Origin of the sequence: Rathayibacter sp. AY1E8 (genome assembly GCF_002931415.1) — a bacterium.
Taxonomy (GTDB): Bacteria; Actinomycetota; Actinomycetes; order Actinomycetales; family Microbacteriaceae; genus Rathayibacter.
In genome coordinates, this window is sequence record NZ_PSVI01000058.1 from 12,376 (window position 1) to 20,926 (window position 8,551).

Below are 8,551 nucleotides of genomic sequence, written 5' to 3' on the forward strand. Positions count from 1 at the left end.
ACGACGGCGGTGTTCGTTGAGGGGCCGCTCCCTGCGCGGCCCCTCGCGGTCGGCTTCGCGAGGTGGTTGCGATGGGTGGAGCGGGGCGCGTTCGCCGCGGGTGAATCGCTTGGCACGCGATTCCCACGACGGCTCGTGGGTTGGGCCGCTCCCTGCGCGGCTCCTCGCGGTCGGCTTGGAGAGGTGGTCACGATGGGTGGAGCGGGGCGCGTTCGCCGCGGGTGAATCGCTTGGCACGCGATTCCCACGACGGCGGTGTTCGTTGAGGGGCCGCTCCCTGCGCGGCCCCTCGCGGTCGGCTTCGCGAGGTGGTTGCGATGGGTGGAGCGGGGCGCGTTCGCCGCGTGGGAATCGCTTGGCACGCGGCGGTGTTCGTTGCGGGGCCGCTCCTTGCGCGGCCCCTCGCGGTCGGCTTCGCGAGGTGGTTGCGCGGGTGGAGCGGGTCGCGTTCGCCGCGCGTGAATCGCTTGGCACGCGATTCACGCTGACGGCTCGTGGGTGGCGGCGAGCCTGCGCCGATCGTGCGGTGAAGGGGTTCGACGTCGGTGGCTGCGCGGTGCGCGCGGCGGCGAACAGCGACCGGGGGCGCGGTCAGATCTTGCGGAGGAGGACCGAGGAGACCGTGTGATCGGCCTGCTTGCGGAGGACCAGGCTCGCGCGGGAGCGGGTGGGGCGCACGTTCTGCAGCAGGTTCGGCTCGTTGATCGCGGCCCAGATGCTCCGCGCGCGCTCACGGGCCTCGTCCGGACTGAGCGCCGCGTAGCGGTGGAAGTAGGAGTTCGGATTCGCGAACGCGCCCTGCTGCAGGGTGAGGAAGCGCTCCTCGTACCAGCGCGCGATGTCGCTGGTCCGGGCGTCGACGTAGACGGTGAAGTCGAACAGGTCGCTGACCGCCAGGCCGTGACCGGGCACCGGCGGCTGCAGCACGTTCAGGCCCTCGACGATCAGCACGTCCGGCCGCCGCACGACGATCTCGGCGTCGGGGACGATGTCGTAGGAGAGGTGCGAGTAGAACGGCGCGCGCACCTCCGCGGCCCCGCCCTTCACCTCCGAGACGAAGCGCAGCAGCGCCCGCCGGTCGTACGACTCGGGGAAGCCCTTGCGGCTCATCAGACCGCGGCGCTCCAGCTCGCGGTTGGGCAGCAGGAAGCCGTCGGTGGTCACCAGCTCGACGCGGGGCGTGTCCTCCCAGCGGGCGAGCAGCTCCCGCAGCAGGCGCGCGATCGTCGACTTGCCCACCGCGACCGACCCCGCGACGCCGATCACGAACGGAGTCGGCTGCGCGCGCTCCCCGAGGAACGTGCTCGTCGCGCGGTGCAGGTGCCGCGCGCCACCGGCGTACAGGCTCAGCAGGCGCGAGAGCGGCAGGTAGACCTCCGCGACCTCGGAGAGGCTCAGCCGGTCGCCCAGCCCCCGCAGCTGCACGACCTCGGTCTCCGTTAGCGGCAGCTCCGTGGTGCGGGCGAGCTCGGCCCAGTCGGAGCGGACGATCTCGACGAAGGGGGAGGGGTGCGCGTCGCGTGCGGGATCGCGAGGAGACGACGGCATGGGGACCGATCCTAGCGTCCGCCCCGCCGGGTGCCCGACGCCGCGGGAGGCGCCTCCGCGCCGCTTAGAATCGAGCGCATGTGTGGAATCGTTGGATACGTCGGTGAGCGCGACAGCCTGGCCGTGCTGCTCGGGGGCCTGAAGCGTCTGGAGTACCGCGGCTACGACTCGGCCGGCGTGGCCGTGATCGACGCCGACGGGCAGCTCGACAGCCGCAAGCGCTCGGGCAAGCTCAGCGTCCTCGTCGACGACCTCGAAGCGCACCCGCTGGCCGAGGGCACCACGGGCATCGGCCACACCCGCTGGGCGACGCACGGCGGCCCGACCGACCGCAACGCCCACCCCCACCTCGCGGACGAGGGCAGGCTCGCCGTCATCCACAACGGCATCATCGAGAACTTCCAGCCGCTCAAGGAGCAGCTGCTCGCCGAGGGCGCTGTCTTCGAGAGCGAGACCGACACCGAGGTCGCCGCGCACCTGATCGCCCGCGAGTACCGCCGCACCGGCGACCTCGTGCTCGCCTTCCAGGCCGTCGTCGCGCACCTCGAGGGCGCGTTCACCCTGCTCGCCCTGCACCAGGACCAGCCCGGCGTGGTCGTCGGCGCGCGCCGCAACTCGCCGCTCGTGATCGGCCTGGGCGACGGGGAGAACTTCCTCGGCTCCGACGTCGCGGCGTTCGTCGAGTTCACCCGCCGCGCGGTCGCCATCGGCCAGGACCAGATCGTCACGATCACCCCGGAGCTCGTCACGGTGACCGACTTCTTCGGCAACCCCGTCGAGACCGAGCCGTTCGAGATCGCCTGGGACGCGTCGGCGTCCGAGAAGGGCGGCTGGTCGAGCTTCATGGCCAAGGAGATCACCGAGGGCCCCGAGGCCGTCGCCAACACGCTCCGCGGCCGCATCCACGAGGGCGCGATCACGCTGCCCGAGCTCGACGCGCTCGGTCCGGTGCTGACGGAGATCGACCGCATCACGATCATCGCCTGCGGCACGGCCGCCTACTCGGGCATGGTCGCCAAGTACGCGATCGAGAAGTGGGCGCGCGTCCCCGTCGAGGTCGAGCTCAGCCACGAGTTCCGCTACCGCGACCCGGTGCTCACCCCGCGCACCCTCGTCGTCTCGATCAGCCAGTCCGGCGAGACGATGGACACGCTGATGGCGGTCAAGTACGCCCGCGAGCACGGCGCCAAGACGCTCTCGGTCTGCAACACCCAGGGCGCGACGATCCCGCGCGAGTCGGACGCCGTGCTCTACACGCACGCGGGACCGGAGGTGGCGGTCGCCTCGACCAAGGCCTTCGTCGCCCAGATCGCGGCGCTCTACCTCTTCGGGCTGCACCTGGCCGCGGTGCGCGGTGCCGCCTCCACCGAGCTCGTCGCCTCGCAGGCGGCCCAGCTCGCCGCGATCCCGGAGAAGCTCTCCCGCGTGCTCGACGCCTCCGACGACATCGCCCAGCTGGCCGGCTGGATGGCCGACACCCGGGCGGTGCTGTTCCTCGGCCGCCACGTCGGCTACCCGGTGGCGCTCGAGGGTGCGCTGAAGCTCAAGGAGCTCGCCTACATCCACGCCGAGGGCTTCGCGGCGGGCGAGCTCAAGCACGGCCCGATCGCACTGATCGAGCCGGGCCAGGTCGTCTTCGTGATCGTGCCGAGCCCGAGCGAGTCGTACGAGCTGCAGCGCAAGGTGATCTCGAACATCCAGGAGATCAAGGCCCGCGGCGCCCGCGTCATCGCGATCGCGGAGCAGGGCGATACGGCCGCGATCCAGATCGCCGACGAGGTCGTGCCGATCCCGCTCGCCGACCCGCTGTTCGAGCCGCTGCTCGCCGTCACCCCGCTGCAGATGTTCGCGATGGAGCTCGCCGCCGCCAAGGGCCTCGACGTCGACCAGCCGCGCAATCTCGCCAAGTCGGTCACGGTCGAGTGATCGAGCCGTGATCGTGGGGATCGGGGTGGACGTCGTGGACCTCGCGCGCTTCGAGCGCTCGCTGACGCGCACGCCCCGGCTCCGCGACCGGCTGTTCGCCGAGAGCGAACGCTCGCTCCCCGTCGCCTCGCTGGCGGGCCGCTTCGCCGCCAAGGAGGCGCTGATCAAGGCGCTCGGCGACTCCGTGGGCGCCCGCTGGCACGACATGGTCGTCGAGCGGGACGAGCACGGGAATCCGTCCTTCGCGCTGCACGGCCCGGCCCGGGCGGCCGCGGAGGCGCGCGGGATCACGCGCGTGCACCTCTCGATGACGCACGACGCGGGCGTGGCCTGCGCGTTCGTGGTGGCAGAGTCGTGAGCGTCCCCGCGTCGTACCGAGAGGCGGTGATCGACGTCGACGCGATGGCGGCGAACGCCGCGCGTCTGCGCGAGCTCACCGGCGCCCGCCGGCTGATGGCCGTCGTCAAGGCCAACGGCTACGGGCACGGCGCCCTGGCCGCGGCGCAGGCGGCGCTCGACGGCGGCGCGGACGCCCTCGGCACCGCGGAGCTGCGGGAGGCCGTGGCCCTGCGCGAGGCAGGCGTCGTCGCTCCGATCCTCTGCTGGCTGCACGACCCCGGCGAGGACTTCGACGCGGCGCTCGAGCACTCGATCGACGTCGCCGTCTCCTCGGTCGACCAGCTCGACACGCTCGCGCAGTCGGCGGAGGACCGCGGCGTGCGCGCGGCCGTGCAGCTCAAGGTCGACACGGGCCTCAGTCGCAACGGCGCCGCGGAGGAGGAGTGGCCGCACCTGGCGGAGGCGCTCGCCCGTCACAGCGCTCGCGGCACCGTCCACCTCACCGGGCTGTTCTCGCACCTGTCCAACACCTCGCGCGAGGACGACCTCGCCCAGCTCGCGCTCCTCCGCCGCGCCGAGGCCGTGCTGGCGGCGCACGGGGTGCAGGCGCCGGTCCTGCACCTCGCGGCGACGGCGGCGGCGCTGCGCCTCCCGGAGGCCCGCCTCGACATGGTGCGCAGCGGCATCGCCCTCTACGGACTCTCGCCGTTCGAGGACGAGACCTCGCTCCAGCTCGGGCTCGTCCCGGCGATGACGCTGCAGGGCCGCGTCGCCGGCGTCCGCCGGGTGCCCCACGGGACCGGCGTGAGCTACGACTACACCTGGCGGGCCGAGGGCGGGACGACCCTCGCGCTCGTGCCGTTCGGCTACGCGGACGGCATCCCGCGGAGCGCCTCCGGCGTCGCGGAGGTCTCGATCGGCGGCCGCCGCCACCGGATCGCCGGGCGGGTCGCGATGGACCAGTTCGTCGTCGACGTGGGGGATGCGAGCGTCGCGACGGGCGACCCGGTGACGCTCTGGGGCGACCCGACGACCGGCGTCCCCTCGGTAGACGAGTGGGCGCGGTGGTGCGGCACCATCAACTACGAGCTGGTCACCCGGCTCGGGCCGCGGGTCCAGCGGCGGCTGCTGAGCGCGGCGGACGGCCGTGCCTGAGCGCTCCTGGTTCGCGGACCGCGTCGTCGAGGTCGCCGATCCGGAGGCCATGGCGGAGCTCGGCCGCGAGCTCGGCCGAGTGCTGCGCGCCGGCGACCTGCTGGTGCTGACCGGGCCGCTCGGCGCGGGCAAGACGACCTTCACGCGCGGGCTCGGCGAGGGCCTCGACGTGCGGGGTCCCGTGACGAGCCCCACCTTCGTGATCGCGCGGACGCATCCGCCGCTGCACGACGGGCCGCCGCTCGTGCACGTCGACGCCTACCGCGTGGGCTCGCCGGTCGAGCTCGACGACCTCGACCTCGATCCGGCGCGCTCTGTGATCGTCGTGGAGTGGGGGGCCGGGATGCTGGACGGCGTCGCGGAGTCCTGGCTCGACGTGGTCATCGAGCGGCCGACCGCCGGCTCCGACGCCGAGGAGGGCGAGGAGCCGATCGAGCCGCGGACCGTCCGCTTCCGCGGCACCGGCTGGAGCTGAGCCCGCGGGTACCCTGGACGCGTGCTCCTCGCGATCGACACCTCCTCCGGAACCTCCGTCGCCGTCGTCGACTCCGCGGGCGCCGTGCGCTCGGAGCGCACCGAGACCGACACCATGCGCCACGCGGAGGTGGTCGGCCGGCTGATCCAGGAGGCGCTCGAGGCGGCCGACGTGGCTCCCGGGGGCATCGAGGCGGTCGCCGTGGGCATGGGCCCCGGCCCCTTCACCGGCCTCCGGGTCGGGATCGCCGCCGCCCGGGCTTTCGCGCTCGGCCGCGGCGTCCCCACCCTCCCCGTGGTCTCGCACGACGCGATCGCGCTCGCCGCGCTGCGGCACGGGCGCGCCGCCGGCTTCCTCGTCGTCACCGACGCCCGTCGTCGCGAGCTGTACTGGAGCGCCTACGACGGGCTCGACGACCAGGGACTCCCCGTCCGCCTCGCCGGCCCGGGCCTGGACAAGCCGCCGGCCCTCCCGCATCCGGAGCTCCCGCGACTGGAGGCCGAGTCGGTCTCCGCCGGCGAGCTCGGAGTCGTGGCCGCCCGCCTGCGCGCGGCCGGTCGGCCCGGTGCCGCGGACGAGCCCCTCTACCTCCGCTCGCCCGACGTCACGCTGTCGGCCGGTCCCAAGCGGGTGACCGCATGAGCGAGGCCGTGCTCCGCGACGCGCAGCCGGACGACCTCGACGCTGTCATGGCGATCGAGCAGTCCGAGTTCGCCGGCGACGCCTGGTCGCGCGGGATGATGGCGGAGGAGATCCGGAGCCGTCACACCCGGTACCTGGTCGTCGAGCAGGACGGCGAGGTGGTCGGCTACGCCGGGCTCCTCTGCCCCGTCGGCGCCCACGAGGGCGACGTGCAGACGATCGCGGTCGTCGCCCGGGTCCGCCGCACCGGCCTCGGCCGCCGACTGCTGCGCGCGCTCCTCGAGGCGGCCGGCGAACGCGGCGCCCGCGAGGTCTTCCTCGAGGTCCGCGCCGACAACCCCGCCGCGCAGACCCTCTACCGCTCGGAGGGCTTCGAGGAGATCGGCGTCCGCCCCGCCTACTACCAGCCCGACGGAGTGGACGCGATCGTGATGCGCCGGCCGCCGACCCCGACCCAGGAGACCCCGTGAGCACCGGACCCCTCGTCCTCGGCATCGAGACCAGCTGCGACGAGACGGGGATCGGCATCGTCCGCGGCACGACGCTTCTCTCGAACACCATCGCCTCCTCGATGGAGGAGCACGCCCGCTACGGCGGCGTCGTGCCCGAGGTGGCCGCCCGGGCGCACCTGGAGGCGCTCGAGCCCGCCCTGCACGCGGCGCTCTCCGAGGCCGGTGTCGCGCTCGGCGACCTGGACGCGATCGCGGTCACCAGCGGACCGGGACTCTCGGGCGCCCTCATGGTCGGCGTCGGAGCGGCGAAGGCGCTCGCCGTCTCGCTCGGCCTGCCGCTCTACGCCGTGAACCACCTCGTCGGCCACGTGGGAGCCGATGTCCTCCGTGCAGACGGCAGCGAGGGCAGCCCCGTCGAGGTGCCGACGATCGCGCTGCTGGTCTCGGGCGGGCACACCTCGCTCCTGCACGTGCGCGATCTGGTGTCGGACGTCGAGCTGCTCGGCGAGACCATCGACGACGCCGCCGGCGAGGCCTTCGACAAGGTGGCGCGAGTCCTGGGCCTGCCCTATCCGGGCGGACCGCAGATCGACCGGGTGGCGGCGGACGGGGACCCGAAGGCGATCCGCTTCCCCCGCGGGCTCAGCCTGCCGAAGGACCTCGAGCGCCACCGCTACGACTTCTCGTTCTCAGGGCTGAAGACCGCGGTCGCCCGCTGGGTCGAGAAGCGCCAGGACGCGGGGGAGGAGGTGCCCGTGGCCGACGTCGCGGCGAGCTTCCGCGAGGCGGTCGCCGACGTCCTGCTCACGAAGGCGCTCGCCGCCTGCCGCGACCGGGGCGTGCCGCGCCTCCTGCTCGGCGGCGGCGTGGTCGCCAACGCCCGGGTGCGCGCGCTGGCGGAGGAGCGGTGCGCGGCCGCGGGAGTGACCCTGCGGATCCCGGCGCTCTCGCTCTGCACCGACAACGGCGCGATGATCGCCGCACTGGCGGCGCAGCTGATCGAGGCGGGGCATCCGCCGTCGGGGCTCGGCTTCGGGGCCGACTCGACCCTCCCGGTCACCGAGATCCAGGTCCGCTGAGGCCTCTACCGGGCGGCGGTCGGGCCGCGCAAGCGCCGTCCAGCTTTTTGACAGGCGGATCGTGCCACTGCCACTCTTGGCCGCATCCGCTCGTTCCTGACCCTGGGGGATTTCTATGACCACTCCGTACACGCCCGCGTCCGACCGCTACAACATCCTGGCGATCATCGGCTTCATCGCCTCGTTCTTCGTCTCCATCGTGGGCATCGTGCTGGGCTTCATCGCCCTGTCGCAGATCAAGCGCACGGGGGAGAAGGGCCGCGGCCTCGCCCTCGCCGCCGTCATCATCGGCTTCGTCGCGATCATCATCACCATCATCTCGTTCGTCGCGCTCTTCTCGATCGCGGCGACCATGCCCTCGACCGGGTACTGATCGACACGCCTCCGAGGCTCGGGGGCGCCCGCACCACCAGGAGGACACCGTGACCGACGACACCGCGCCCGGACCGCAGACCGGACCGGCGCCCGCGCCGTTCGCCCCTCCGCTCGGCGAGCCGTCGGCGGCCTACCCGCCGCCGACGGCCGCCGCCGATCCCTACCCCGGTCTCCCGCCCCGCCGCCCGCCGATGAATCCGCTCGCGGTCGCGGCTCTGGTGTGCGGACTGCTGGGGCTGGCGCCCGCCGCCATCGTCCTCGGCCACATCGGCTTCGCCCAGGCCCGACGCTCCGGACAGCGCGGCCGCGGTCTCGCGGTCGCCGGCTTCGTGCTGGGCTACCTCGCGATCGCCCTCGCGGTGATCGCCTACTTCGCCTGGACGGCCTTCGTCGGCGACCTGCGCGACGGCGGCTACCTGCCCGCGTGAGCGGACGGAACCCCTCCGCCGCCGCCCGGGTGCTGGCTAGACTCGCGCCATGAGCGACGACAGCACCCGTCCCGGCCCCGGCTCCGACGAGCAGCACGGCTCCGTCCCGGTCCCGCCGGCCCCGCCCGTCCC

General features: G+C 73.6%; 10 protein-coding genes. 9 read left to right on the forward strand and 1 reads right to left on the reverse strand.

The annotated features are described in order from the left end of the window. Positions 1-591 precede the first annotated feature (591 nt). Complete coding sequence (gene coaA, locus C5C74_RS14355; RefSeq protein ID WP_104225007.1) at positions 592-1,548, reverse strand: type I pantothenate kinase; 957 nt, start codon at positions 1,546-1,548, stop codon at positions 592-594. Between the two features lie 78 nt (positions 1,549-1,626). On the opposite strand from coaA, the gene glmS reads away from it, so the two are divergent. The 9 genes from glmS to C5C74_RS17720 all read left to right on the forward strand — a co-directional run bounded on the left by glmS (position 1,627) and on the right by C5C74_RS17720 (position 8,419). Beyond that, complete coding sequence (gene glmS, locus C5C74_RS14360) at positions 1,627-3,474, forward strand: glutamine--fructose-6-phosphate transaminase (isomerizing) (RefSeq protein WP_104227413.1); 1,848 nt, start codon at positions 1,627-1,629, stop codon at positions 3,472-3,474. Positions 3,475-3,481: 7 nt separating this feature from the next. Next, the gene (locus C5C74_RS14365; protein ID WP_104225009.1) at positions 3,482-3,832 is read left to right on the forward strand and encodes a holo-ACP synthase; all 351 of its coding nucleotides are present in this window, start codon (positions 3,482-3,484) and stop codon (positions 3,830-3,832) included. A 26-nt stretch (positions 3,833-3,858) separates the two neighbouring features. Continuing rightward, on the forward strand, positions 3,859-4,968 hold the full coding sequence (gene alr / locus C5C74_RS14370) for an alanine racemase (RefSeq protein WP_258064185.1): 1,110 nt from the start codon (positions 3,859-3,861) through the stop codon (positions 4,966-4,968). Positions 4,969-5,017: 49 nt separating this feature from the next. Continuing rightward, entirely contained in the window at positions 5,018-5,443 is a 426-nt protein-coding gene (tsaE, locus tag C5C74_RS14375) for a tRNA (adenosine(37)-N6)-threonylcarbamoyltransferase complex ATPase subunit type 1 TsaE (RefSeq protein ID WP_104227417.1), read from the forward strand. A gap of 21 nt (positions 5,444-5,464) precedes the next feature. Continuing rightward, entirely contained in the window at positions 5,465-6,085 is a 621-nt protein-coding gene (gene tsaB, locus C5C74_RS14380; RefSeq protein ID WP_104225011.1) for a tRNA (adenosine(37)-N6)-threonylcarbamoyltransferase complex dimerization subunit type 1 TsaB, read from the forward strand. Next, positions 6,082-6,555, forward strand: a complete 474-nt coding sequence (rimI, locus tag C5C74_RS14385) for a ribosomal protein S18-alanine N-acetyltransferase (protein WP_104351773.1) — start codon at positions 6,082-6,084, stop codon at positions 6,553-6,555. Before tsaB ends, rimI begins: the two co-directional genes overlap by 4 nt. Further along, the gene (gene tsaD, locus C5C74_RS14390) at positions 6,552-7,616 is read left to right on the forward strand and encodes a tRNA (adenosine(37)-N6)-threonylcarbamoyltransferase complex transferase subunit TsaD (RefSeq protein ID WP_104225013.1); all 1,065 of its coding nucleotides are present in this window, start codon (positions 6,552-6,554) and stop codon (positions 7,614-7,616) included. The genes rimI and tsaD overlap by 4 nt, the downstream gene beginning before the upstream one ends. A 115-nt stretch (positions 7,617-7,731) precedes the next feature. Beyond that, positions 7,732-7,989 carry a DUF4190 domain-containing protein gene (locus C5C74_RS14395; protein ID WP_104225014.1) on the forward strand — a complete coding sequence of 86 codons (258 nt, stop codon included), beginning with the start codon at positions 7,732-7,734 and terminating at the stop codon, positions 7,987-7,989. A gap of 49 nt (positions 7,990-8,038) precedes the next feature. Further along, on the forward strand, positions 8,039-8,419 hold the full coding sequence (locus C5C74_RS17720) for a DUF4190 domain-containing protein (RefSeq protein ID WP_219813485.1): 381 nt from the start codon (positions 8,039-8,041) through the stop codon (positions 8,417-8,419). The last annotated feature ends 132 nt before the right edge of the window (positions 8,420-8,551 follow it).

Bases quoted from the DNA above. Each gene is read 5' to 3' on its own strand.
- C5C74_RS14395 (WP_104225014.1), top strand. From the start codon at position 7,732: ATGACCACTCCGTACACGCCCGCGTCCGACCGCTACAACATCCTGGCG.
- coaA (WP_104225007.1), bottom strand. From the start codon at position 1,548: ATGCCGTCGTCTCCTCGCGATCCCGCACGCGACGCGCACCCCTCCCCC.
- glmS (WP_104227413.1), top strand. From the start codon at position 1,627: ATGTGTGGAATCGTTGGATACGTCGGTGAGCGCGACAGCCTGGCCGTG.
- rimI (WP_104351773.1), top strand. From the start codon at position 6,082: ATGAGCGAGGCCGTGCTCCGCGACGCGCAGCCGGACGACCTCGACGCT.
- tsaE (WP_104227417.1), top strand. From the start codon at position 5,018: ATGGCGGAGCTCGGCCGCGAGCTCGGCCGAGTGCTGCGCGCCGGCGAC.